Origin of the sequence: Agromyces lapidis (genome assembly GCF_009749405.1) — a bacterium.
Classification (GTDB): domain Bacteria; phylum Actinomycetota; class Actinomycetes; order Actinomycetales; family Microbacteriaceae; genus Agromyces; species Agromyces lapidis.
The window spans coordinates 355,303-378,880 of sequence record NZ_WBIQ01000002.1; the positions used below are offsets into that span (position 1 = coordinate 355,303).

Annotated in this window: 23 protein-coding genes and 3 tRNA genes; 21 read left to right on the top strand and 5 right to left on the bottom strand. The window is 65.3% G+C overall.

All coding sequences use genetic code 11. The features are described 5' to 3' along the window. Positions 1–57: 57 nt before the first annotated feature. The 14 genes from GQQ93_RS04910 to GQQ93_RS04975 all read left to right on the top strand — a co-directional run bounded on the left by GQQ93_RS04910 (position 58) and on the right by GQQ93_RS04975 (position 12,912). Positions 58–1,254, top strand: coding sequence for a phage major capsid protein (locus GQQ93_RS04910; RefSeq protein WP_170296126.1), 1,197 nt, complete (start codon positions 58–60; stop codon positions 1,252–1,254). 293 nt (positions 1,255–1,547) lie between these two features. Continuing rightward, entirely contained in the window at positions 1,548–2,108 is a 561-nt protein-coding gene (locus tag GQQ93_RS04915) for a hypothetical protein (protein ID WP_157423120.1), read from the top strand. Between the two features lie 26 nt (positions 2,109–2,134). After that, on the top strand, positions 2,135–2,566 hold the full coding sequence (locus GQQ93_RS04920; RefSeq protein ID WP_157423121.1) for a hypothetical protein: 432 nt from the start codon (positions 2,135–2,137) through the stop codon (positions 2,564–2,566). Positions 2,567–2,738: 172 nt separating this feature from the next. Further along, on the top strand, positions 2,739–3,758 hold the full coding sequence (locus GQQ93_RS04925; RefSeq protein WP_157423122.1) for a phage tail tube protein: 1,020 nt from the start codon (positions 2,739–2,741) through the stop codon (positions 3,756–3,758). Next, positions 3,758–4,246: a hypothetical protein gene (locus GQQ93_RS04930; protein WP_157423123.1), complete on the top strand. Its 489-nt coding sequence runs from the start codon at positions 3,758–3,760 to the stop codon at positions 4,244–4,246. The genes GQQ93_RS04925 and GQQ93_RS04930 overlap by 1 nt, the downstream gene beginning before the upstream one ends. Before the next feature lie 17 nt (positions 4,247–4,263). Beyond that, positions 4,264–4,614, top strand: a complete 351-nt coding sequence (locus GQQ93_RS04935) for a hypothetical protein (protein ID WP_157423124.1) — start codon at positions 4,264–4,266, stop codon at positions 4,612–4,614. A 224-nt stretch (positions 4,615–4,838) separates the two neighbouring features. Then, positions 4,839–6,548: a phage tail tape measure protein gene (locus GQQ93_RS04940; protein ID WP_157423125.1), complete on the top strand. Its 1,710-nt coding sequence runs from the start codon at positions 4,839–4,841 to the stop codon at positions 6,546–6,548. A gap of 9 nt (positions 6,549–6,557) precedes the next feature. Then, positions 6,558–7,376, top strand: coding sequence for a hypothetical protein (locus GQQ93_RS04945; protein ID WP_157423126.1), 819 nt, complete (start codon positions 6,558–6,560; stop codon positions 7,374–7,376). A 15-nt stretch (positions 7,377–7,391) separates the two neighbouring features. Next, the gene (locus GQQ93_RS04950) at positions 7,392–8,678 is read left to right on the top strand and encodes a phage tail protein (protein ID WP_157423127.1); all 1,287 of its coding nucleotides are present in this window, start codon (positions 7,392–7,394) and stop codon (positions 8,676–8,678) included. Between the two features lie 931 nt (positions 8,679–9,609). Next, positions 9,610–10,188, top strand: coding sequence for a hypothetical protein (locus tag GQQ93_RS04955; protein WP_157423128.1), 579 nt, complete (start codon positions 9,610–9,612; stop codon positions 10,186–10,188). Between the two features lie 10 nt (positions 10,189–10,198). Then, positions 10,199–11,050, top strand: a complete 852-nt coding sequence (locus tag GQQ93_RS04960; protein ID WP_170296127.1) for a peptidoglycan recognition protein family protein — start codon at positions 10,199–10,201, stop codon at positions 11,048–11,050. A 3-nt stretch (positions 11,051–11,053) separates the two neighbouring features. Continuing rightward, entirely contained in the window at positions 11,054–11,245 is a 192-nt protein-coding gene (locus tag GQQ93_RS04965; protein WP_157423130.1) for a hypothetical protein, read from the top strand. A 3-nt stretch (positions 11,246–11,248) separates the two neighbouring features. After that, on the top strand, positions 11,249–11,467 hold the full coding sequence (locus GQQ93_RS04970) for a holin (RefSeq protein WP_157423131.1): 219 nt from the start codon (positions 11,249–11,251) through the stop codon (positions 11,465–11,467). 65 nt (positions 11,468–11,532) lie between these two features. Further along, the gene (locus tag GQQ93_RS04975; RefSeq protein WP_157423132.1) at positions 11,533–12,912 is read left to right on the top strand and encodes a glycosyl hydrolase family 28-related protein; all 1,380 of its coding nucleotides are present in this window, start codon (positions 11,533–11,535) and stop codon (positions 12,910–12,912) included. 7 nt (positions 12,913–12,919) lie between these two features. On the opposite strand, the gene GQQ93_RS04980 is transcribed toward GQQ93_RS04975, so the two are convergent. The 4 genes from GQQ93_RS04980 to GQQ93_RS04995 form a co-directional block, all read right to left on the bottom strand. Further along, entirely contained in the window at positions 12,920–13,126 is a 207-nt protein-coding gene (locus GQQ93_RS04980) for a hypothetical protein (RefSeq protein WP_157423133.1), read from the bottom strand. 250 nt (positions 13,127–13,376) lie between these two features. Then, positions 13,377–13,449: transfer RNA gene (locus tag GQQ93_RS04985), tRNA-Phe, on the bottom strand. A gap of 71 nt (positions 13,450–13,520) precedes the next feature. Next, positions 13,521–13,594: transfer RNA gene (locus tag GQQ93_RS04990), tRNA-Asp, on the bottom strand. Positions 13,595–13,632: 38 nt separating this feature from the next. Further along, positions 13,633–13,705: transfer RNA gene (locus GQQ93_RS04995), tRNA-Glu, on the bottom strand. Positions 13,706–13,952: 247 nt separating this feature from the next. Here GQQ93_RS04995 and GQQ93_RS05000 point away from each other — a divergent pair. Both GQQ93_RS05000 and GQQ93_RS05005 read left to right on the top strand, forming a co-directional pair. After that, the gene (locus GQQ93_RS05000) at positions 13,953–15,269 is read left to right on the top strand and encodes a M23 family metallopeptidase (RefSeq protein WP_157423134.1); all 1,317 of its coding nucleotides are present in this window, start codon (positions 13,953–13,955) and stop codon (positions 15,267–15,269) included. After that, positions 15,262–16,596 carry a C40 family peptidase gene (locus GQQ93_RS05005; RefSeq protein ID WP_157423135.1) on the top strand — a complete coding sequence of 445 codons (1,335 nt, stop codon included), beginning with the start codon at positions 15,262–15,264 and terminating at the stop codon, positions 16,594–16,596. Before GQQ93_RS05000 ends, GQQ93_RS05005 begins: the two co-directional genes overlap by 8 nt. Positions 16,597–16,684: 88 nt before the next feature. Here the strand turns inward: GQQ93_RS05005 and ppa are convergent, their stop codons facing one another. Beyond that, positions 16,685–17,170, bottom strand: coding sequence for an inorganic diphosphatase (gene ppa / locus GQQ93_RS05010; RefSeq protein ID WP_157423136.1), 486 nt, complete (start codon positions 17,168–17,170; stop codon positions 16,685–16,687). Positions 17,171–17,237: 67 nt separating this feature from the next. Here ppa and tilS point away from each other — a divergent pair, with 67 nt between their 5' ends. The 5 genes from tilS (at position 17,238) to ftsH (ending at position 23,571) form a co-directional block, all read left to right on the top strand. Further along, positions 17,238–18,311, top strand: a complete 1,074-nt coding sequence (tilS, locus tag GQQ93_RS05015; protein WP_246192089.1) for a tRNA lysidine(34) synthetase TilS — start codon at positions 17,238–17,240, stop codon at positions 18,309–18,311. A gap of 49 nt (positions 18,312–18,360) precedes the next feature. Next, a complete protein-coding gene (gene hpt / locus GQQ93_RS05020; protein ID WP_157423137.1) occupies positions 18,361–18,912 on the top strand; it encodes a hypoxanthine phosphoribosyltransferase in 552 nt (183 codons plus the stop codon). A gap of 80 nt (positions 18,913–18,992) precedes the next feature. Continuing rightward, the gene (locus tag GQQ93_RS05025) at positions 18,993–20,696 is read left to right on the top strand and encodes an MFS transporter (RefSeq protein ID WP_157423138.1); all 1,704 of its coding nucleotides are present in this window, start codon (positions 18,993–18,995) and stop codon (positions 20,694–20,696) included. Between the two features lie 31 nt (positions 20,697–20,727). Continuing rightward, a complete protein-coding gene (locus GQQ93_RS05030) occupies positions 20,728–21,447 on the top strand; it encodes a DUF2652 domain-containing protein (protein ID WP_157423139.1) in 720 nt (239 codons plus the stop codon). Positions 21,448–21,555: 108 nt separating this feature from the next. Beyond that, a complete protein-coding gene (gene ftsH / locus GQQ93_RS05035; protein ID WP_157423140.1) occupies positions 21,556–23,571 on the top strand; it encodes an ATP-dependent zinc metalloprotease FtsH in 2,016 nt (671 codons plus the stop codon). The last annotated feature ends 7 nt before the right edge of the window (positions 23,572–23,578 follow it).

Below are 23,578 nucleotides of genomic sequence, written 5' to 3' on the forward strand. Positions count from 1 at the left end.
ACCCCTTCATTCATTTAGACGCCCCTTGAGGGGCGTTTTGCATTTAAGGAGATCACATTGAGTGATTTGGCGAAGCACCTGCTTGAGCAGCGTGCGAACACTTGGGAGCAGGCTAAGGCTCTGCTCGACAACGCGGCGGAACAGAAGCGTGACCTGACCGCGGAAGAGAACGTGCAGTACGACCGGATGACGGCTGACATTGAGTCGCTTCGTTCGCGTGCGGACAAGCTCGTTGAGGATGAGGCGAACTCGGAGGCTGCCGCGGCGTCGCTGCGTTCGCTTGCTAAGGTTCCTGAGCGTCGCGAGGTTGTCCCGACCGAAAACGAGGAGCTTCGCAAGTTCCTCTCGGGCGAGGTCAAGGCGTACGAACTCCGTGCACTGTCGAAGGGCACCGCAACGGCTGGTGGCAACACCGTGCCTACGTCGTTCCGTTCGCAGCTCTGGGAGCACCTGGTTGAGACTGCAACCCTCATGGGTGGCGGTGCAACCATCTGGACGACTGACTCTGGTGAGTCGTTCGAGGTTCCGATCACGCTGACCCACGGTGCCGCTGCTGCGGTCTCTGAGGGTGTCGCGATTGCCGGCACCGACCCGACGTTCTCGAAGCGCACTCTTGGTGCGTTCAAGTTCGGCCAGCTCATCAAGGTGTCGCGTGAACTCGTTGAGGACACTGGTGTCGACCTTGAGGGTTACCTTGCCCGTGCTGTGGGTCGCAACATTGGTAACGCGTTCGGCGCGAAGCTGATCTCTGGTGTTGGTACCACGGAGCCGACCGGTATCACCGTGTCGTCGACGCTGGGCAAGACGGGTTCGGCTTCGGTCGCGGGTGTTCCTAACCTGGACGATCTGATCGACCTGTTCTACTCGGTGACGCCCCCGTACCGTAACCAGTCGACGGCCAAGTGGCTGTTGAAGGACTCGACGGCTGCGGTTATCCGCAAGTTCCGTGAGGGCGCGGGCACCGGCCAGTACCTCTGGCAGCCCTCGGTTATCGCCGGCCAGCCTGACTTGCTTCTCTCGAAGCCGGTTCTGACTGACCCGAACGTCGCGGGCACTGGCCTTGCGGCGAAGTCGGTTCTGTTCGGTGACCTGTCGGCGTACGCGGTGCGTGTCGTCAACGGGATCAAGTTCGAGCGTTCGGACGAGTTCGCGTTCGACACCGACCAGATCACGTTCCGTGCGACGATCCGCGGCGATGGTCTGCTCGTCGACCAGACGGGTGCTGTGAAGCACTTCATCGGTAACGCGGCTTGATCTAGTTCGGTTCTGGTGTGGGGGCGGCTTCGGTCGCCCCCACACCGTTTCCTAAGACTTCGAGGAGATGGCGGAATGCCGAAGGTTGAAATGGTCGTCCTGATCAGTGGGACGCGGAACGGTGTTGATTGGCCTGCTGTTGGTGGGTTCATCGATGTGCCGGCGCAGGAAGCTGCGGAGTTGATTGCGAACGGTTTTGCTCGCGCCCCGGAGGGTAAGTCTGCTGAATCGGAGAAGGCGACTGCGCGGCGTAAGCCTGAGCAGCGTGGCGGGCTTACGAAGGCGTCCCTCGGATGACGGTTATCGAGGGCGGCCTGATCACCCTCGAGTACGCCCGCGAGGGGTTGAATTTCAAGTCTGCTGATGCGACGCGTGATGCGGATCTGACTACGTATGTGCAGGCTGCGACGCCTGTGATTGAGTCGCTTGTTGGTCCTGTGTTGCCGGTGACGCGCACTAAGCGGTTCGCGGGCGGCAACGTCGCTGTCGTGCTGCCTGAGGTTGCGTTGACGATCGTCGAGGTTGCTGAGGATGGTGTCGCGACCACAGATTTCGTGTTCGATTCGGACGCGAACGTTGTGTACGCGGGCGATCCTGCTGGGTCGCGGTCTTTCGTCGATGGGGTGCTTGCCGTGTCGGTTGAGTACACCGCTGGTTTCGCGTCGGTCCCGTTGACGTTGCAGTTGGCTGCGCGCGAGTTGGTGCGTCATTGGTGGCAGCAGGGGAAGCAGTCGAACCGTCCTGCGTTCGATGACGTGCCTGATGCTGTTGCTGGTGTCCCGTTGGGGTTTGCGGTGCCGCGTCGTGTTGTTGAGCTGTGTCAGCCGTATGTGAGAGTGCCGGGGTTCATCTGATGGGTACTGCTACTGCTGCGTATGAGGTGAAGAACGCACTCTATGACGCCGCGTCTACGTTGTTCGCTGCGGATGATGTTGTTGTGTCGTGGGGGTTCCCGATCGCACGTGACTTTGACGACTATGTCGTGTTCACGGGGATGCGTACGGAGCAGGAGCCGGGGCCGATGGGTGCCAGGCGCGCCCGTAACGAGAACGTGTTCATCACTGCGTCGTTTGATTTCTTCCGTGCGGGTGAGGCCGATGATGACCGGGTTGTCACGGATGCTGCGGTTGATGCCGTTCGCCGGCTCGAGGAGTACGTGCGTGTCACCGACACGACCCTCGGGGGGCTTTGTGAGTGGTGCTTTCTTGAGTCGATTGATTCGGAAGGTTTCACCGATATGGGGATGCTCGCGCGAGGCCGTCAGGCTGTCGTCGAAGTGGTGTTCCACGCGTTTGTTCGGATTACGAGCTAGGGGGCCTTGTGAGGCTGGTTCATAAGTCGCCGTTTGGCGCATTGGAAATTGTTGGTGTGCCGGGGCGTCATGAACCGGGGGAGCCGTTCGAGGTGTCGGAAGAGCAGGCCGAAAGTCTGCTCGAGCAGGCCGACTTGTACGCAGTGTTCGTTGAGCCGAAGGGGAAGAAGGCATGACCACACAGTTGGATGCTTCTGTTGGTTTCAAGAAGGAGACCACGTTCGGCACGTATGTGGCACCGGACAAGTTTGTTGAGCACATCTCGCAGGAATTCGCTTGGGAGCCTGAGTTCTCGGAGGGTCCGGCGTTCCGGTACGGGCGGCGTATGCAGCGTGCTGACCGGCGCGTGAAGGTGAAGGAGTCCGTCTCGGGTTCCGTTGAGGTTGAGGCGACCACGAAGTGTCTGGGCGCATTGTTCGAGGCGGCGTTGGGTGCCGCTACGTCGACGGTCGCCTCCGGTGCGGCGTACCAACAGCTCTTCACGCCGACCGCTACGGACCCGCTGCCGTCGTACACGATTCAGACGGGTGTCCCGCTGGTTGGTGGTGGCGCGAATCAGCCGGTCTCCTACCTGGGGATGGTGTGTTCTGGGTTTGAGTTGTCGGCACAGAATGGCGCGGTTCCGACGCTCAAGTTCAATTTCGTTGGCAAGGGTGCTGATACTGCGCAGTCGTTCGCGACGCCGTCGTATCCGGCATCGTATGAGCTGCTGGACTTTGTTGGGTCGTCGATTCGAATTGGTGGGTCGGTGACGCCGCCGACGACTACTGCGCTTGCCTCGGGTGGTACTGCCGCGGCGAACGTGACTGACATTGACATGACGTTTGAGAATGGTCTTGACGACGGCGGCTTCTACCTTGGCGGTTCCGGTAAGCGTGGTCGTAAGCCTGTTGTGGGTGCGCGAACGTTGACGGGGACGATGACGGTTGAGTACGACTCGAACACGTTGCGGGATGCGTTCCTGAACCAGACGGACCTTGCTTTGGTGCTGAAGTTCGCTCACCCGGTTGCGATCACTGGGGCGTTCTATCCGACGTTGGAAATCACGATCCCCGTCATTCGACTTGATGGTGAGGTTCCGAAGCCGTCCGGTGACGGCGTCGTGACTCAGTCGATCGGGTTCACGGCACTTGAGGGCGCCGCGGCGCATCCCATCTATGTCGCGATTGTGACGGCTGAGACGGCGATCTGATGCCGGTTCAGGTTGTCATCGATCCGACTGTTTGGAATCGGCTCGCGGGTGACCTGAAAGCGTACGACAAGAAGTTGTATGCGCAGATGCGGAAGCGCATCCGTGATGCGGGGAAGATCGCGGTCGACAAGGTTCGTGACGAGCTGGGTAAGCCGGCCCCGTCACGCGGCAACCATTCGGTGGGTGCGCGTGCGGGGCTGGCTGCCGGCACACGGTTCTCGTTGTCGTTTTCTGCAAAGCGTGCGGGTGTCCGCATTGTGACTTCACCTTCGCGGTTGGCTGCGGGTCACAAGGGTTTCGCTTTGGCGTACAACAAGCCGAATTGGCGTCACCCGGTGTATGGCAGCAACGAGTGGGTGTCTCAGGAGGGCCGTCCCTATTTCGGGAAGGTCATCGGCAAGGCGCTCAACAAGGAAATTCTCGATGAGATCCAGTCGGCGATCGATGACTCGTTGACTCTCATCTCCAAGTACGACGATGTCCTGTAGCTAAAGGGGGAAGCACTTTGACGAATCTGACCGTTGATGGGGTCTCGTATGACCTTGAGCGGGCCATTCAGCATGCCGCGATCCGTGACCTTGTGGATTTGAAGCGGGCCACACAGGTCGGTGGTGTGGGGGGTATTTCGATCAAGTCGATTGTGACTGCTCTTGAGGCGATGCAGGAGTTCGATTCACCGATGGACATGTTCGATTCGGTGGAGACGTTGGAGACGTTCGCCGCGTTGGTGTTCCTCTGCAAGCGGCGTGCGGGGGAACCGGTCACGTTCGATGAGGCATGTTCGGTGTCTCTCGCTTCCGTGGGGCTTGAGGTTGAGGATGGCGAGGCGGTAGAGGTCGACCCAAAAGACCAGTAAATGCCCGCAGGCAACGTCAACGCGAGGCGAATGACCTGGACGAGATCGATGACATTGAGGCGTCGATGGATAAGTGGTTGCCGGCGATCTCGCACCACTTCCCTGGGATTCATCCGGGGACTGTTTATGACTTGCCGCTTCATTGGTGGCGGGTGTATCTGGCGTCTATTAAGGCGATCGACGCGGAAGTCAACAAGCGCAAGTAAATAGGGTTCGGGGGCGGCATGGCAACCAAGTCTCTGACGTTCGACATTTACGGTCGGGATAAGACCGCGTCGAAGACGATGAAGGGTGTTGGCCGCGAGGCTGAATCCCTCGGTAAGAAGTTCTCGGGGGTGGCGAAGGGCATCGGCATGGCTGCCGCTGCCGGTATCGCCGCATTGACGGTTGCTGCTACGGCGTTCGCGGTGGAGTCGGTGAAGGCGTTCGCTGAGGCCGAGGAGCAGCAGAGGAAGCTCGAGGATGCTTTCGAGCGGTTCCCGGCTCTCGCGGATACGAACATTGAAGCGATTCGCCGGATGAATTCGGCGCTTGCGAAGAAGACCCGGTTTGATGATGACGCCATTGCGGTGGGTCAGGCTCAGCTTGCACAGTACGGGTTGACTGGTGAGCAGCTCAAGGATCTGACACCGTTGCTGCTCGACTATGCGGCACGCACGGGTAAGGATCTTCCGACTGCGGCGGGCGATCTGGGTAAGGCGTTGCTTGGGCAGGGTCGCGCGCTCAAGGACATTGGTATCGACTTCAAAGACACCGGGACTGTGGCGGGGAACCTGGCGCAGTTGGTTGCCGGGTTGGGTTCGCAGGTTTCCGGGTTTGCTGAGAAGGATGCGGCGACCGCGGCGGGTCAGCTCGAGATTCTTCGGAACCGTTTCGGTGAGATCCAGGAGAAGATCGGCGAGGCGCTGATGCCCGCCCTCGGCAAGCTCATGGACTTCTTCGAGTCTGACGTAATGCCGGGGCTTGAGGACTTCGCGACATGGTTGGCAGATACCGGTATCCCTGCGGTGCAGGAGTTCGGTGCGTGGTTGGGCGGCAACAAGGACATCCTTGGGCCGGCTGCAATCGCGATTGGCGGGGTGACCGCCGCGGTCTGGTTGCTGAACGCGGCGATGGCCGCAAACCCGGTCACGTGGATCGCGGCTGCCGTTATCGCCGTGATTGCTTTGGCGACCGCGGTGACCGTCTTCTACGAAGACATCAAGAAGTTCATCGACGAGAACCCGTGGGCGGGCGTCGTTCTGGCGTTCATCGGGGGCACTGCGGCTATCGCGTTCGCGATCAACTGGATCATCAGAGAGTGGGACACGCTGGTTGCGGCGTTCAACCAAGCCGGGGCGGTCATCGGCGGAATTGTGAGCCGGATCGTTGGCGTCGTGCAGGGCATGGCTTCTGTGGTGCGTTCAAGGGTTGAAGACATTGTCGGATTCTTCCGGAGCATCCCGTCGCGAATCATGGCGTTCTTCGGGGGCGCGGGTTCTTGGCTGGTCTCCGCTGGTCGGGATTTGATCGGCGGCTTCGTGGACGGTATCCGCAGCATGCTCGGGTCGGTCGGTTCCGCGGTGGGCGACGTGATGTCGTTTGTGGCTGGGTTCTTCCCCCATTCGCCGGCTAAGCGTGGCCCGTTCTCTGGGGCGGGCTGGCGGCGCGTGCTCGAGGGTGGTGTCGCGTTGGGTGAGCAGTTCACGACAGGTCTTCAATCTGTCACGGGCGGCATGGCCTTCGGTTCCATTGCAACTGCGACAGCAACGCCGCCCCGCTCTGTTGCGGGTGGGCCTTCTATCGCTTCGGTGTCAGCGGTCCCGTTGAGCGGCATGTCCATCTCTGGTCGGCTCGAGATCGGTGGCGATGGGTTTGCCCGCCTCGTTGATGGGCGAATCAACAGTTACGACGCGTCCTCTTCGCGGGCACAGGTACAAGGTTTCCGACCCTAGGGAGGGTTCATGGTTTCGACGGTGACACCGCACACGGACATGGACCCAACCCCTCGGGTTGACCTGTTCGTCGATGTGGCTGACGTGGACCCTTCGGCGGTGACGATCACCGTGCATCAGATTTCGGTTGCCGGTGATATTGAGGTCCGGAACATGCGTGGCGTGTCCATCGCGGGAGGGTTCGCGCAGACGGACTATTGGGTGCCGTTTGGTGTGCCGGTGACGTACAAGGTGCAGCAGTTCGATGCTTCTGGGGCGGAACTTGGGTATGTGCTCGAGTTGGTCACGCAGGTAGATATTGAGCAGGGGCTTGCGGTGTTGTCCGATCCGTTGGCCCCGGCGACTGCCGTTGCGGTAAATGCGCTCGGAACGTACGGGGGTGAACTGCACCGGCCTCGCCCGACGAAGGTGTATCGGGCGGGATATCAGACACGTGCGTTGATGGGGTTGCAGTCACTCCTCGAGGATGTGCCGCTGCACTGCGAAACGTTGACCCTCGATGATGCCGACCGGCTCGGTGAAGTCCTTGCGGCGGGACAGTTCCTGGTTCGCGTAATGCCTCCGACCCGCCTGCCGCTACTGTTGCATGTCGTTGTTCCTGATCCGGTTGAGAAGCCCATTGATGTGCAGTTCGGTGGCGAGCTGATCGAGTGGGAGATGTCAGGCACGGAGGTGACGCGTCCGGAGATTGACGTGCTTGTTGCGGTGATCAACTATGGCCGGTTCCAGGCGTACATGAACACGCTCCCGGATAACACGTATGGCAATGCGGCAACGGAATGGTCGACGTACTTGGATGCGTCTTTGAATCCTCCGCCCGAGGTCTGAACACAGGGGGTTTGCATGCTGTCTCATACCGACGAACTGTTGGAGTATTTGCGGGGTTCGGCGGTGGTGTCGTTCAACCGTGGTGTGGCCCGGTATGGGGATGTGCAGGTTGAGTTGCAGATTGCGGACACGGGGTCGGTGTCGTTTACGGGGTCGGGGCAGGTGCAGGCGGCGGGTTCGTTCACCGTGTTTGGTGATGGGGATTCGTTGGTGCCGAAGTCTCGTACTGACGTGTTGGCACCGTATGGGCAGGAGGTTGCCCTGTTCCGCAGTGTCATGTTTGGTGATGTGGAGTACCCGTTCGCGTTGGGTGTGTTCCGGGTGGTTGGGAATTCGAACCATTTCGAGGACGTGTACTTGGTTGGTGAGCCGACTGTTGTCGCACCGGCTGACGCGTTGGCTGAGGCCGAACCGGGCATGTACTTCCTGCCGGTCGGGTGGGTGGAGGATCCGCCCGGGTCGGGACTGTATCCGATTCCCCCGGGGTGGGTGGAAGACCCGCCTGGTTCTGGGTTGTACTTGTTTCCGTCGATGGCGGATCAGATGAATGCGATGCGTTCTGTGGTGCGTGGCTGGTCGGTTGATGTTGATGTTGCTGACCGGTTGCGCATGTTGGAGCGTGCTTCACTGTTGGAGTCGAAGTCGCCTCAGACGGGCACCATGTATTCGGAGTTGCAACGGTTGGCGCTGTTCCCGGTGCAGGTGAATCCGATCATCCCTGACGTGAACATTCCTGCAGGCATGATTTATGAGGACGGCCTCGTGGGTGCCGTGTATGCGTTGGCCGAGTTGGCTGGTGCGGTGCCGCATATGACTCGTGATGGTGTGTTGACGTTGCGGGTGAAGGATGCGTGGGCTGAACCCGATCTTGACCCCGTGTTTGATTTTGACGGGACGATTGAGTGGCGTGACGCACAGTCCGATGATTTCCATAACCGGGTTCGGGTGTCTGACCCTGACGGGAAGTATGTTGCGTGGGCGGTGCTTGATGATGATTCGAACCCGTTGTCGGTGGATCGTGCTGGCCCGTCTGATTTTGAGCACGTGTCGCCCGTGTACACGTCGCTGGCTGCGGCGAGGGCTGGTGCGGCGACGACTCTTGAGCGGGTGCTGAATCGGCGTTCGCGGGAGGTCAGGGTTGAGCTTGGCCTTGAGGGGTTGTTGCTCGAGCTGGGTGATGTGGGTTGGGTTCGTGATCCGACGCAGGGTCGTGCCGTGTTGGGTGAGGTGTCTCGTATTGAGGTGCCGTTCGATGTGACTTCGCCTGTTGGGGTGACGTTGATTGTTGCGGAGGCCGCATGAGCACGTCTGAGGAGAATACTCAGCGCCGGTTGGCGGCGATGGCGCAGAAGCTTGGTGCGTCGGCCGAGGGTTTGGTGACCGCACAGGACTGGGATAACCAAGTGGTGACAGTCAGCCTTGGCGGCACCCCGCAGGTGGTGAAGTGGGTTGGTGGTGCACCGTGGCCGGGTGACACGGTTCGTGTGATCACGTCAGCGGGTAACACTTGGTGTGAGCTGGTTGAGGGCGCCCCGATGGGTACCGTTCAGTCGGTTGCGTCTTCTCGCGCGACCGTGCTGGGGGATGACAGCCGCACTTACACGTACCCGTACATTGGGTCGGTTCCCGGGCCGGGTGACCGGGTGGGGCTGTTGCATTCGCACCGACTGGTGGTTGGTGCGTATTCTGCGGAGCCTGCCGATTCTGAGTATTCGGCACCGCCTGCACCGCCAACCCCGACCGTGCGTAGGCGATCGTTTTACCCGACATGGTCGGGCAATTGGCGTTCCGGTTCCTATCAGGGGACGGCTGCTGAGATCTCGACCACCCGGACAGCAGCGTACGGGTATGGGACGCAGATTCGCGACACCATCCCCAATGGGGCGACGATCACGAAAGCCGTCCTGTATTTGACGGAGAACTGGGACAACGTTCCCGGTGTGCCGTCGTCGATGGGGACACATTCGTTCAACGAACGCCCGTCGTCTTTGACAAACGGGTCACTCTCAGGGGCGTACTCGGTTCCCGGGACCACGTTGAACATCATCGGCACGGTTGCGAACGCGTTGAAAACGGGTTCCGCGTTGGGTGTCGGGTTCCGGTCTGGTTCTGATGGTTGGCGCCAGTACGGTGTCGCACCAATCTCCGGTCGCATTTACATCGAGTGGCGACCCTAACCCCCTTTCCGTTTTCGAGCCTCCTTCGGGAGGCTTTCTGCTTTTAAGGAGCACACATGGCAGACGTGACCGGGGGTACCCCTCCCACGAACGCTTCACCCTTCGATGTGGCCGGTGACATCAAAGCGGTGTACGACCACTTCGGTGATCCGAGCATGTTCAGCGTTTCAACCCCTTCCTCGCTCCCGGTATCAGACAACTGGACGGGCCGGCGACTGTGGGTAGCTGATGAGTCGACCTTCTACATTTGGTCGGGATCAGGGTGGGTGGGCGATGGGAATGTTGTTTCCCCCTTGTCTCCGTCCGGGTATTCGGTCACGGGCGGAATCGAGGTCGGGCGCGCCGGGACATTGAAGAAGGTGACGTACAGCCTCCTGGTCACCCGGACGGGGGCCGATACGACCATCTCGGATGGTTCGTGGCTGAGTATCGGAACCGTGATTCCCACAGTTGCCCGTTTCGGCTCGGGGTCTTCGAAGTATGTGACATCTGAGTGTTGGAACTCGGCGCAGTGGGAGCCGGTCGCCGTGTCGCTCGGACTGGTTTCGGGTGGCTTGTCTGTTCGCGCCTCGGTTGCGGCGATTGCGTTCAGCACGAGCGGATATTTCATGGTCGATGGTGTCGCGTACGGATAGGAGGGGCGAGATGACTGACTATAACGAGACGCCTGTGTCCCGGCCGGCTCACCCGAACAATCGCCCGGGCCGTAAGCGTCAGGGCGGCCGACCACTTGGGTATGTGGATCATCACATTGTTGGTTCCCTGCCTGGTTGCACCGCCCACTTCCAGAACCCTGAAACGGGTTACGCCACGAACTACGGCATCGGCTCCGGTGACGGGCGCGGCGGTGGCGGTTGGTGGATTCACGAGTATGTGCCCGCCGATCAGGTTGCGTGGGGCAACGGCAACACGTTCCTCAACGAGTACGGCGTATCCGTCGAACACGAGAACAACCTTGCGGTCGCGATCAACGGCAAGCCCCGCATGGAGGTTCACGAACTGTCGGCACGGTTCCTCGCGTATCTCGCGAAGAAGTGGGACTGGCGCATCAACGGGAAAGTGCAGCTTGTTGTCCGCGACTTCCCCAACCACGACTACTACGGCGAATCGATCCCAGGGTTCGGGACAGAGTTCAACGTCATCACCCACCGGTCGGTGGCACTCAAGGACTGCCCCGGACAGTTCGACATTCACTGGCAGGTTGCCCGAGCAAACGAACTACTCGCCGGAGACGCCGGCAAGACTGACGAGTCCGAGGAGGACGACATGAAGCCTTTTCTGATCTGGAAGCGTAACCCGAACGGCACCCGTCAGTGGGCGCACATCTCTGGCGACCTCGCCCGCATGGTCCCGATCTGGAAGCTTGCGACCGCGAACGCGCTCGGAACGGTATTCGGCCCGGCGATCCCCGTCGATCAGACCGAGTGGGACGGATACGTGGCTGCGTCCGAGATTGAAGTCAAACTGATCGACGCAACAGAACCGGACGAAAACTGAACCATGACCGAGCCGGAGGAACCATTCACGAAGGTAACCCTTGGAATGGTCTACACGGAAGTCAAGAGCCTCCGTGAAGAGATCGGCGGCGAGCTGGCGAAAATCAAAGCGCAGCTCGCCGCCCAATGGGTTGTTGTCGGCATTGTCATTGTCGCGCTCGGCGTGGTCGCTGGGCGCTCATTTCTTGGGGGTTGAAGCATGGCATCGAAGTATGCAGATAAGGCGTTCTGGGTCGACACGTTCGACCGGGCGGTATCCACTGTCGCACAGGCGGGTGTCGCCACCCTGACCGCAGGGGCAACCGGCATCCTCGAGGTCGACTGGGTGCAAGCCGCATCCGTCGCGGGTCTCGCGGGGGCCGTGTCGGTCCTCACGTCGGTTGCGTTCCGCGGCGGCAACACCAACAAGGTTCAGTAGCCCAAAACCACCCTGACCCTATTCGCCACCCCCTTGCGGGTGGTTTCTTCATTTAAGGAGCCAGCATGGCGAACCGTGTCCCCGCTGTAGACAACTCGTCGTACCAGTTGCCGTCCTCCGTCCGCGAACGCACGCGAGACAACCTGTTCGACCCCGCCGAGATCGAGGGTGCTGCCATGCAATCCCTCATTGGGTCTGTGAACGCGTTGAGCTACGGTGCGGTGGGAGATGGTGTTGTCGACGACTCGGCGGCGATTCAAGCTGCCGCCGATGCGGCGGCACTGCTCGGCAAGGACGCCCGACTGATCCTCCCCGCCCGCACCTACCGAACCACGACCACCATCGAAATCCGGTCGAACGTGGATGCGTCGCAGGCGACGTTGGAGTACGCCGGGTCGGGTACTGCGCTCGTACTGGGCGACAACGCGTCAGGGTCGTTGACGAGCCGTCTGGTCGCGTTCCTCCCGCACGTCGTAAAAGCGGCAGCGGACTGGTCTGGTTCATCGACTGGTGTGCGCCTAGTGAACTTGAACACGTGCGAGGTGCATGTTCCGTTCGTGCAAGGGTTCGCGACCGGGCTTGTGTTGTACGGGTGGGACGGCGGCTGCGCATACAACGTCATCCACCTAGGGGCGTTGTGGCAGAACCGGAAGAACCTCGTTCTCGACACGGACGCGTCAGGCTGGTGTAACCAGAACACCATCATCGGCGGACGGTTGCAGCAAACCCTTGGCGGTTCAGCAACCGATGAGGATGCGTCCTCGAATCAGATCGTGTTGGGGTTGACGACAGGTGCGGCACCGAACAACAATCTATTCCTGAACACGTCGCTCGAGGGCGACAACCCGTCGTACTACCGCCTAGACGTTGCGGGCCGCTTTAACCGGTTCGTGAACTGCCGGTGGGAACGATTCTCGGCACAGTCGCGGGTGCGGTGGCGCGCCACGGCAATGTACAACGTTATTGACGGCGGGTATGACGCTGACGGGCTGGTCGAGACTGTTGTCGCGGGTGCGGTGGGGAACGAGATTTACGACCGGTTCGGCGCGTATGTGGAGGCGACGAACGTTTCGGGCATGTCGATCCCGAACAACGCGTTCACGGTGGTAACGGGTTGGACGGTCGATTCGCGGCGGTGTGCGTACGACGTGGGCACGGGTGGGTTCACCCCCCGTCAGGGGCGGTGGCGCTTCACTGCCGCGTTGACGTACACGAACAATGCGACGGGGAACCGTAGGGTCGGCTTGTACGTGTCGGGGGCGCAGGTCGCTGTCGGCGACATTCCGAACAACGGCAGCACGGCGCAGGCGGTCGTGACGATGAACCGTCGCTTTGATGGGGCCGAGCAGGTGACGGTGCGCGCGTTCCAGGCATCTGGCGGGGCGTTGGCGTTGTCTGCGTCGGCGAACTTTTCGTACGTGTATGCCGAGTATCTTGGCCCGTGATGGCCTGTCAGGTTGGGGTTTCTCCTTCGGGGGGAACCCCAACCTTTTCTGCGTTAAGGCGGTCCGCACGGTAGAACCGGATCTCACCTGCGGCGGTCTCAACACCCCACACGGGCGTGTTGTCAACGTTCGTGAGGGGGCCGGGGCCGGCAACGTTCACAATGGTGCCGGTGATGCCGTCGCCCGTGACGGGGTCGCCGTGTTTGAAAGTCATGTTCGCCACCTTATCGGTGGGTCGGCGGTGCGGGTCAAGCCGGGTTTGCTAACCGCAAATAGCGCGCCCCTTAGTAGCAGTTACGCCCCCATTCTCCTTCGGGAGGGTGGGGGCGTTTTTGTGTTGCCCGGAAACGGTGTGGGCTTTACCGGGTGCGGGGTAAGGGTGACGGGTGTGCGGGAAGACTTCCCCCGGGTGTACTTCTGGGTGGAGTTGGAATCTTGCTGATTCCCGTTCCCAGCGTTTACGGTGGCTCCGACCGGCATCGATCCGGTGACCTTTCGATTTTCAGTCGAACGCTCTACCAACTGAGCTACAGAGCCTCGAGGTGGAAAGACCGCCTCGAAAGGAGAAAAGCCCCTTCTCTCGTAAGGGAAAGGGCTTGTCGCCTGAGCGACCCTGACGGGACTTGAACCCGCGACCTCCGCCGTGACAGGGCGGCACGCTAACCAACTGCGCTACAGGGCCTCGAAGTGAAGCTGTTCAATTATATACGCCTTGCAAAGTGACCCCAACGGGATTCGAACCCGTGCTGCCGCCGTGAAAGGGCGGTGTCCTAGGCCACTAAACGATGGGGCCGGAGGTCTCGCTCTGCAGCGCGACCGCCGAGAAGCAAGCATACGTGCTGATTCGCTTCTGCGCAAAACGAGTGCTGCGACGGCGTGAGACGCGCGCGCGGGATGCCTCGCGGCAGCTGCCGCGCATCCGCGGACATGCCCGTCAAATCCCCGGAAACAGTTGCCGCCGTGCCTATCGTGAAGGCTGCCAGTGCCCGGAAACGAGAGCGAGGAGCGCGGGGTCCCGAAGCCCGCGTGGACGGGGAACCATGCACCGCACCACACGACGATCGCAGACCGCCCGAGCCCGAACGAGCCTGCAGGGGCCACCGAGCCTGGTGCGGCGCACCCTCGCCGGAGCCGCGCTCATCGCGCTGGCGCTCGTCGGCTCGGTGGCGGTGCCGCAGGGCGCCTACGCCGCCGACTACCCCAGTTGGGACGAGGTCGAGCAGGCGAAGGCCGACACCGCCGCGGGCGCCGCAGCGGTCGAGCAGATCGTCGGGCTCATCGGCGAGCTCGAGGCGAACGTCGAGCGCACGCGGATCGAGGCGCAGCGACGCACCGACGAACTGCTCGTCGCGCAGCAGAAGTACGACGACGCCGTGCGCAAGGCTGAGCAGATCCAGGCCGAGGCCGACGCCTCCGCCGCCGAGGCGGCCGAGGCCGAGCAGAACGCCGGGCAGGTCGCTGCGCAGCTCTACCGCACGGGCACCGGCGACCTCAGCGTGAACCTCTTCCTCGAAGCCGGCAACGCCACGTCGACCGATGCGCTGCTCTCGAAGCTCGGCAACATGAGCCAGATGGTCGAGCGCAGCTCCGAGGTGTACCGCACCGCCCAGGAGAAGGCGAACTCGGCCCAGTCGCTCGGCGACCAGGCCGAGGTCGCCCAGGGCGAGCGCGAGAAGCTGCGGGTCGCCGCAGAGGCCGCACTGCAGGCGGCGCAGGAGGCGCAGGCGGCCGCCGAGGCGGCGCTCGCCGAGTCGCAGGCGAAGAAGGTCGAACTCGAAGCGCAGCTGAGCTTCCTGAAGGACGCCGAGGCGAAGACCACGGCGGCCTACGAGGAGGGCGAGCGCAAGCGCAAGGAGGAAGAGGAGCGTCGCCGCAAGGAGGAGGAGCGCCGTCGCAAGGAGGCGATGGAGAACGGCTCGCCCGGCGGGGTCGCGACCTCGGGCTGGGCGCTGCCCGCCTCGGGCTGGATCTCGGGCGACTACGGCCCCCGCGAGGTCATCTGCGGCGGCGGCTACTGCTCGAACCCCTTCCACTACGCCACCGACCTCGCGACCGGCTGCTGGTCGCCGATCTACGCCGCCAACAGCGGCACCGTCACCTACTCGGGCTGGTCGGGCAGCTACGGCAACTTCGTGAAGATCGACCACGGCGGCGGCATCTCGACGGGCTACGCGCACATCGTCGAGGGCGGACTGCTCGTCGGGTACGGCCAGTGGGTCTCGGCCGGGCAGCAGATCGCCTGGTCGGGAACGACCGGCGCCTCGACCGGGTGCCACCTGCACTTCGAGGTCTACGACGGCTGGAACCGCATCGATCCGGTGCCGTTCATGGCGAACCGGGGCGTGTACCTTGGCTGACCACCGCACGAGGCCCATCTCGCGGGTGAAGCCCGCGACCGTGTTCTCTGCCGTGGCCGTCGGCGCGGTGACCGCCTCGATCGGCCTCGTCGGCCCGCCCGCGGCGGCCGAGCCCGACTACCCGTCGTGGGGCGAGATCGAGCAGGCCAAGCAGAACGAGGCGACGAAGCAGGCCGAGATCGGCCGGCTGGGTGCGCTGCTCGCCGGGTTGCAGCAGACGGCGGATGCCGCGGTGCAGGTCTCGATGGTCGCGGATGAGGCCTATCGCGTGGCCGTCGACGAGCGCGATCGCGCGGCCGAGCGGGTGCAGACCCTCGGCAAGCAGGCCGAGGAGGCCGAGGCGGTCGCCGAGATCTCGAGGATGCGCGCGGGCCTGATCGCCGCGCACCTCGCCCGCACCGCCGGCAAGGACCTCTCGGCCGAACTCGTCTTCAGCGGCGACGACGCCGAGGGGCTGCTGAAGCAGCTCGGCATCGCATCGAAGCTCGGCGAGCAGTCGCAGGGCCTCTACGAGCAGGCCGAGACCGACCGCAACGCGGCCGAGTCGCTGCGGGCGCAGGCGGTCGAGGCCGAGGCCGAGCACGAACGGCTCACCGCCCTCGCCGAGACCCGGGCCGACGAGGCCAGGGCGGCCGCCGACGAGGCCCTCGCCGCGGTCGCCGCGGCCGAGCAGCGGTCGGCCGAGCTGTACGCGCAGCTCGCCTCGCTGAAGGACACGACAGCGGCGCTCGAGCGCGAGCGCGTCGAAGGGCAGGCCCGCGAAGCCGCGGAGGCCGCGCTCGAAGAGGCGGAGGAAGCCGAGTCCGGCGGCGGCTCGAACGGCGGCGGCTCGAACGGCGGCGGCTCGAACGGCGGCGGCTCGAACGGCGGCGGTTCCAACGGCGGTGGCTCGGGCGGCGGCTCGAACGGCGGAGGCTCGAACCCGAATCCCAACCCGAACCCGAAGCCGCCGAACCAGAACGCCGTCGAGTCGGCGATCGCGTTCGCGAGGCAGCAGCTCGGCGAGCGGTACGTGCTCGGCGGCGCCGGCCCCGACGTGTGGGACTGCTCGGGCCTCACCCGCGAGGCCTACGGCTACGCGGGCATCGGCATCGGCACGCACTCGGCGACGAACCAGTACTACACGCTCGCCGAGCGCGGCAAGGCCGTCTCGCTCGGCAGCATCCAGCGCGGCGACCTGCTCTTCTGGGGGTCCGGCGGCGACTACTACCACGTCGCGATCTACCTCGGCGGCGGCCGCATCCTCGAGGCCCCGCGCGAGGGCGTGCCGGTGCGCGAGTACTTCATCTGGGGCAGCCCCTCGGCCGCGGCGCGGCCGGCCGGCTGAGGCACCGCAGACGACGAAGGGGGCGAGCCGTGCGGCTCGCCCCCTTCGCTGCGTCGGATGCCACGTGGCATCCGCGGAGCTCGTTCGCTCAGTGACCGGGGAAGGCCTCGATCGCCTTCTGGATGAGGGCCTCGGCCTCGGCGGCGTTCGCCCAGCCCTCGGTCTTGACCCACTTGCCGGGCTCGAGGTCCTTGTAGTGCTCGAAGAAGTGCTCGATCTCCTTGCGGGTGTACTCGGGGATCGAGTCGACGTCCTGGATGTGGTTCCAGCGCGGGTCGCCCGCGGGCACCGCGATGACCTTGGCGTCGCCGCCGCCGTCGTCGGTCATGTGGAAGACGCCGACCGGGCGGACCTTCACGCCGACGCCCGGGAAGAGCGGGTACTCGAGGAGCACGAGCACGTCGAGCGGGTCGCCGTCGTCGCCGAGGGTGTTCTCGAAGAAGCCGTAGTCGGTCGGGTAGACGAAGCCGGTGTAGAGCACGCGGTCGAGGAACACCCGGCCGGTCTCGTGGTCGACCTCGTACTTGTTGCGGCTCCCCTTGGGGATCTCGATGACGGCGTTGTACTCGCCCATGCGTTGGGTTCTCCTGTTCTGGAAGTCTCGCCGGGCGCTCGGCACGCGGCGGAATAAGGTTACCCCGATGCCTTCTGACCAGCACATGGATGCCGCGGGCCCCCGCCGCCCGCGATTGACCCCGCCGATCGCCGACGTGCGCCGCGCGGTGCGCGAGGCCGTCGGTCGAGTAGCGACGAAGGAGCGTATCGAGACCACGACCCCGCCGCCGCTCGTGCTCGTCGCCCTCTCGGGCGGCGCCGACTCGCTCGCGCTCGCCGCGGCCGCCGCCTTCGAGGCGCCGCGCGCCGGGCTCCGCGCCGGTGCGGTGATCGTCGACCACGGCCTCCAGCCGGGCTCAGCGGATGCCGCGTCCGCAGCAGCGGCGCAGGCTCGCGAACTCGGACTCGACCCGGTGCTCGTGCGGCGGGTCGAGGTGGGCGACGAGGGCGGGCCCGAGGCATCCGCCCGCGCCGCCCGGTACGCCGCGCTCGACGAGGCCGCCCGCGAGACGGGCGCCGCGCTCGTGCTGCTCGGGCACACCCTCGACGACCAGGCCGAGACCGTGCTGCTCGGGCTCGCCCGCGGTTCGGGTGCTGCGAGCCTCTCGGGCATGGCGCCCGTCACCGGGCGATACGCGCGGCCCCTTCTCGGCATCCGGCGCACGACGACCCGGCAGGCGTGCCTCGATGCGGGCCTCGAGCCGTGGGACGACCCGCACAACCTCGACCCGGCCTACGCGCGGGTGCGGGTGCGCGAGCGCGTGCTGCCCGTGCTCGAGGCCGAGCTCGGCCCCGGCATCGCCGAGGCGCTCGCACGCACCGCCGAGCAGCTGCGCGAAGACGACGCGGCGTTCGCCGAGCAGATCGAGGAGTTCATCGAGGAGATCTGCGAACCCGCCGAGGCCGGCATCGCGATCTCGGTCGCCGCGCTCGCCGCGAACCCGGCCGCACTCCGGCAGCGGGTCATCCGGCACGTCGTCGCGAGCGAGTTCGGGGTGTCGCTGAGCCGCACGCAGACGCTCGAGGTGGCGAGGCTCGTCACCGAGTGGCACGGACAGGGGCCGATCGACCTGCCCGGCGGAGCGCTCGTCACCCGCGCCGGTGCGCACCTCGTGTTCTCGACGACCGGGTCGACCGAGGTGCTCGAGCACGACCACTGAGCGGCTGCCGCTCGTGTGGGGCTCAGGAACGCTCGTCTAGGATTTACGCATGGATGCGCGCGAGATTCAGGCCGACCTCACCGAGACCCTCGTCACCGAAGCTGAGATCCACGCGAAACTCGCCGAGCTCGCCCGACGGATCGAAGCCGACTACGACGGCAAGGACCTGCTGCTCGTCGGCGTGCTGAAGGGCGCCGTCATGGTCATGGCCGACCTCGCCCGCGAGCTCAAGAGCCACGTCAACATGGACTGGATGGCCGTCTCCTCCTACGGCGCAGGCACGCAGTCGAGCGGTGTCGTCCGCATCCTGAAGGACCTCGACGCCGACCTCACCGGCCGCCATGTGCTCATCGTCGAGGACATCATCGACTCGGGCCTCACGCTCAGCTGGCTGCTCGGCAACCTCGAGTCGCGCGGCGCCGAGTCGGTCGAGATCTGCGCCCTGTTCCGCAAGCCCGAAGCGGCCAAGGTCGAGGTCGGCGTGAAGTACCTCGGCTTCGACATCCCGAACCAGTTCGTCGTCGGCTACGGCCTCGACTACGCCGAGCGCTACCGCAACCTGCGCGACGTCGCGATCCTCGCACCGCACGTCTACAGCTGAGCCGGGCGGCGCCGAGGCCACCCGGACTGGGGTGGACCCCAGCCCCTGCGGCACGGCGACCGACGCCCTAGAGTCGTGCCATGGGCGAGGGCATGCGCCGGAGCAGACTGCGTGACGCTGCCGCCGCCTTCGCGAGCAACGCGCAGAACCCGAACCTCCGGCGCGCCCAGCTGAGCTTCCTCGGCGCCTGGACGGCCGAATGGGCGTTCACCGTCGCGCTCGGCATCGTCGCCTACCGCGACGGCGGCGCCGCGGCGCTCGGGCTCGTGGGCCTGCTCAGAATGCTCCCGTCGGCGATCCTGGCTCCGCTGCTCTCGCCGATCGCCGACCGCGGCCGACGCGAGCGCGTGCTCATCCTCGTCTCGGTCGTGCGCGGCATCGCGACCGCGGCCGCGGCGGTGGTCGTCGCCGTGGCCGGACCTCCGGCGGTCGTCTACGCACTCGCCGTGCTGTCGACGATCGCGGCGACGCTCTACCGGCCGGCGCACTCCGCGCTCCTGCCCTCGCTCTGCCGCACCGGCCACGAACTCGCGAGCGCCAACATGGTGCGCGGGCTCCTCGACTCCGCCGCGACCCTCGTCGGCCCGCTGCTCGCCGCGGTGCTGCTGCAGTTCGCCGGCGTCGACCTCGTGTTCGCGGTCGCGGCGGCCGCCTCCTTCTGGGCGGCGGCGCTCCTCGTCCGGCTCCGCTACGAGGCGCCGCCGCGCCCGGCCGCTCCGGCACGCCGCAACCTCGCCGTCGAAGCGCTCGACGGCCTCCGGGCGGTCGCCCGGAGCCGCGGCCTGCTGCTCATCCTCGGGCTCGCCTCGGCGCAGGCGCTCACGCGCGGCGCGCTGACCGTGCTCTCCGTCGTGGTCGCGATCGAGCTGCTCGGCACCGGCGAACCCGGGGTCGGCGCCCTCATGACCGCGGTCGGCGTCGGCGCCGTGCTCGGCTCGCTCGCCGCCTCCCTGCTCGTCGGCACCGGACGCCTGGGCGCCTGGTTCGCGGTCGGCGTCGGCCTCTGGGGCCTCCCGCTGACGCTGGTCGGCCTCGCCCCGCACGGATCGACCGCACTCGGGCTGCTCGCCTTCATCGGCGTCGGCAACGCGCTGATCGACGTCGCAGGGTTCACCCTGATCGGCCGCATGGCGCCCGACGACGTGCTCGCGCGCGTCTTCGGCGTGCTCGAGAGCCTCGTCGCCGTCTTCATCGGCATCGGCGCCGTCGTCGCGTCGACGATGGTCGACCTGTTCGGCGTGCAGACCGCGCTCATCGCCATCGGACTCGTGTGCCCGGTGCTCGCAGTGCTGACGTGGCATCCGCTGCACCGCCTCGACCGCTCGGTGGGCGTGCTCGACGAAGAGGTGCGCCTGCTGCGGGAGGTCGCGATGTTCCGCCCCCTGCCGCTTCCCGCCGTCGAGCAGCTCGCCCGCGGCCTCGAACCCGTCACGGTCGCGAGCGGCGGCACGGTGTTCAGGCAGGGCGAGCTGGGCGATCGCTACTACCTGATCGAGTCCGGCCGGGCCGAAGTGGTGGGCGACGGGCGGGTGGTGGCGACACTCGGGCCGGGGGAGGGCTTCGGCGAGATCGCGCTGCTGCGTCGCTCGCGCCGCACGGCGACCGTCACGGCCGGCACCGAGCTCCGGCTGCGGGCGCTCGCCTCCGATCGCTTCCTCCCGGTCGTGCTCGGCTACACGCCGAGCGCGCAGCAGGCCGCCGCCGAGATCGACGACCGCCTCGAACGCTACGAACCCAGCGAGCAGCCGGACGAACCGCCGGCCACCCCCGATTCGCGGGGTTGAGGCCCTCCGGGATCGGTGACACGCTGAGCCAATGGAGTCAGGCCGAGCGGTACTGCTGATCGCCGACATCGGCGGCTACACCGACTACATGAGCTCCCACCGGTTCAGCCTCGCGCACGCCGAGGTCAACACCGCGCGCATGCTCGACAAGATGATCGACGCCGCGCCCGACTACGACCTCATCGAGATCGAGGGCGATGCGGCCTTCCTCTCGCGACAGGCGGCCGACGGGCACGATTCGGATGCCGCGGTCACCGAGATCCTGCGGACCGCCGCCGCGATGCATCGGGCGTTCCACCTCGAGCGCCAGAACGTCGCCGCGAACCTCTGCCCCTGCGCGGGGTGCAAGGAGGCCGCCGAGCTCAAGCTCAAGTTCGTCGCGCACGTCGGCGACGTGGCCACCCAGACGATCCGCGAACGTATCAAGCTCGTCGGCATCGACGTCATCCACGTGCATCGCATGCTCAAGAATCCCGTCTCGATCCCCGAGTACGTGCTGCTCTCCGACGAACTCCACCGCAGCGGTGCAGGCGCTCTGCCCGCCGAGGTGCACGAGATCTCTCAGGACCTCGAGGGCATCGGCACCGTGCGCGCGTACTTCGTCGACGTCGGAGACCTCGACGGCGACCTCCCGCCGCTGCCCGGGCCATCCGTTCGCGGGCGCCTGGGGCGCACCTTCGCCGCGGCCGGACTCGGCATGCCGTATCTGCTGGGACTGCGCCGGAGCCGTCGCGAGGCTGCGGCGAGCTGAGCGCTGCGCGCTTTCAGCGGCGGCGCCGGTCGGTCCGCTTCACGCGCTGCGCGCTTTCAGCGAACAGGCAGCCGCCGTCCAGTACCGCCGATGTAGCCTTGCAGGATCATGAACATGAAGAAGGTCTTCCGCGGGCCGATCATCTACATCCTGCTCGCGATCGTCGCCGTGTGGATCGGCTCGAGCCTCATCACCGCGTCCGGCTTCAAAGAGGTGTCGACGCAGCAGGGCCTCGAGCTGCTGAGCGACGACAAGGTCGCGGCCGTGAAGATCGTCGACGGCGAGAACCGCGTCGACCTCACCCTCGCCGAAGAAGACGAGAAGCTCGGCAAGCAGGTGCAGTTCTACTACGTCACGCCCCGCGGCGCCGACGTGGTCGCCGCGGTCGACGCGGCCGACCCGAAGGACGGCTACAACGACGAGGTGCCGCAGCCGAACTGGTTCATGTCGATGCTCGGCATCCTGCTTCCGCTGCTGCTCATCGGCGTCTTCTTCTGGATCATGCTGTCGGGCATGCAGGGCGGCGGCAACCGCGTCATGCAGTTCGGCAAGTCGAAGGCGAAGCTGGTCTCGAAGGAGAGCCCGAAGGTCACCTTCGACGACGTCGCCGGCGCGAGCGAGGCGATCGAAGAGCTCCACGAGATCAAGGAGTTCCTGAAGGAGCCCGCGAAGTTCCAGGCCGTCGGCGCCCGCATCCCGAAGGGCGTGCTGCTGTACGGCCCTCCCGGCACCGGCAAGACCCTGCTCGCGCGCGCCGTCGCCGGCGAGGCGGGCGTTCCCTTCTACTCGATCTCGGGCTCCGACTTCGTCGAGATGTTCGTCGGCGTCGGCGCGAGCCGCGTGCGCGACCTGTTCGACCAGGCCAAGCAGAACGCGCCGGCCATCATCTTCGTCGACGAGATCGACGCCGTCGGCCGTCACCGCGGCGCAGGCCTCGGCGGCGGGCACGACGAGCGCGAGCAGACCCTGAACCAGCTGCTCGTCGAGATGGACGGCTTCGACCCGAAGACCAACGTCATCCTGATCGCGGCGACCAACCGCCCCGACATCCTCGACCCCGCGCTGCTGCGCCCCGGCCGCTTCGACCGCCAGATCGGCGTCGACGCCCCCGACCTCAAGGGCCGCCAGAAGATCCTCGAGGTGCACTCGAAGGGCAAGCCGCTCGCGAACGGCGTCGACCTCGAGGTGCTCGCGCGCAAGACGCCCGGCTTCACGGGCGCCGACCTCGCGAACGTGCTCAACGAGGCCGCGCTGCTCACCGCCCGGTCGAACGCGCAGCTCATCGACAACCGGGCCCTCGACGAGGCCGTCGACCGGGTCATCGCCGGCCCGCAGCGCCGCTCCCGTGTCATGAAAGACAAGGAGAAGCTGATCACCGCCTACCACGAGGGCGGGCACGCCCTCGCCGCGGCGGCGATGAACTACACCGACCCCGTGACGAAGATCACGATCCTGCCGCGCGGACGCGCCCTCGGCTACACGATGGTCATGCCGCTCGAAGACAAGTACTCCGTCACCCGCAACGAGCTGCTCGACCAGCTCACCTACGCCATGGGCGGCCGCGTCGCCGAAGAGATCGTGTTCCACGACCCGTCGACCGGCGCCTCGAACGACATCGAGAAGGCCACCTCGACGGCCCGCAAGATGGTCACCGAGTACGGCATGTCGGCGAACGTCGGTGCGGTGAAGCTCGGCCAGTCGCAGGGCGAGGTCTTCCTCGGCCGAGACATGGGGCACCAGCGCGACTACTCCGAGGAGATCGCCGAGCGCGTCGACCTCGAGGTGCGAACCCTCATCGAGCAGGCGCACGACGAGGCGTGGCAGGTGCTCAACGACAACCGCGACATCCTCGACCGGCTCGCGGCCGAACTGCTCGAGAACGAGACCCTCGACCACCACCAGATCGCCGAGATCTTCAAAGACGTGCGCAAGCTGCCCGAGCGCCCGCTGTGGCTCTCGAGCGACAAGCGCCCGGTCTCCGACATCCCGCCGATCTCGTTCCCGACCGAGAAGATGCCCATCGACCAGGGCGCCGTCGACGGCGGCGTCGACTCGGGCCAGGTGCCCGAAGAGGCGCCCGCGGCTCGCTCACCGCGGTCGAACCCGCGACCGGCGACGGCGTGACCGTCGC